Annotated in this window: 2 protein-coding genes; both read right to left on the minus strand. The window is 46.3% G+C overall.

The window, feature by feature from the left end; translation table 11 throughout:
- Positions 1 to 135: 135 nt before the first annotated feature.
- Positions 136 to 471, minus strand: coding sequence for a DUF4156 domain-containing protein (locus tag KIV40_RS30640; protein ID WP_285353053.1), 336 nt, complete (start codon positions 469 to 471; stop codon positions 136 to 138).
- Positions 472 to 480: 9 nt separating this feature from the next.
- The coding region (locus KIV40_RS35650; RefSeq protein ID WP_375164919.1) for a DUF2956 family protein at positions 481 to 562 on the minus strand (82 nt) is incomplete at its 5' end.

Consider the following 562-nt stretch of genomic DNA (forward strand, 5'->3'; position numbering starts at 1 on the left):
ATCTGATTGGGGACCATTTGACAGTCAATGGGTTCTGGAGCGTAGAGGCGATATAGCCTCCAGCCTTGGATTTAGTGCATAAGCCAGCGAAAGCTGGCTTTTTCTCTTTCTTTTTAGGTTATGCGGTTAAGTTCACTATTGCGGACAGTGGTAGGCTGTGCCTAGAAGCGTGACTGACGTAGCAAAGTCTTGTGGCAGGGTGAATAACACCGTATTGGCCTTTAATGCGATGGCATTAGACTTCAACTGATTGATCGCACCTTGTACTAGCGTGTCATTAGGGAAGAACAGGTAGCTATACCAATGCCCCTCACTGCCAGTGACTTCACCTTTGTATTGGCATTGACTGACATCTAAAACACCATGGTAATCCAATTGTACCTGATGCGCTTTCTCATGTGGCATCTGAGTGGGCGTGGTGCAACCCGCAAGCAAACCAAGAGTCAGTAATCCTAATGCTCGTCGTTTCATTTCATCATCTCACGATTGAGTAATGTAGGCCGCGAATCCAAGCCAGCTAACTAATAATAGTACCCACGGAAGCATGTTTGGTTTCTGTGAT

Source organism: Vibrio sp. D173a, assembly GCF_030248475.1.

Coding starts and splice junctions, on each gene's coding strand:
- KIV40_RS30640 (WP_285353053.1), bottom strand. CDS start 471: ATGAAACGACGAGCATTAGGATTACTGACTCTTGGTTTGCTTGCGGGT.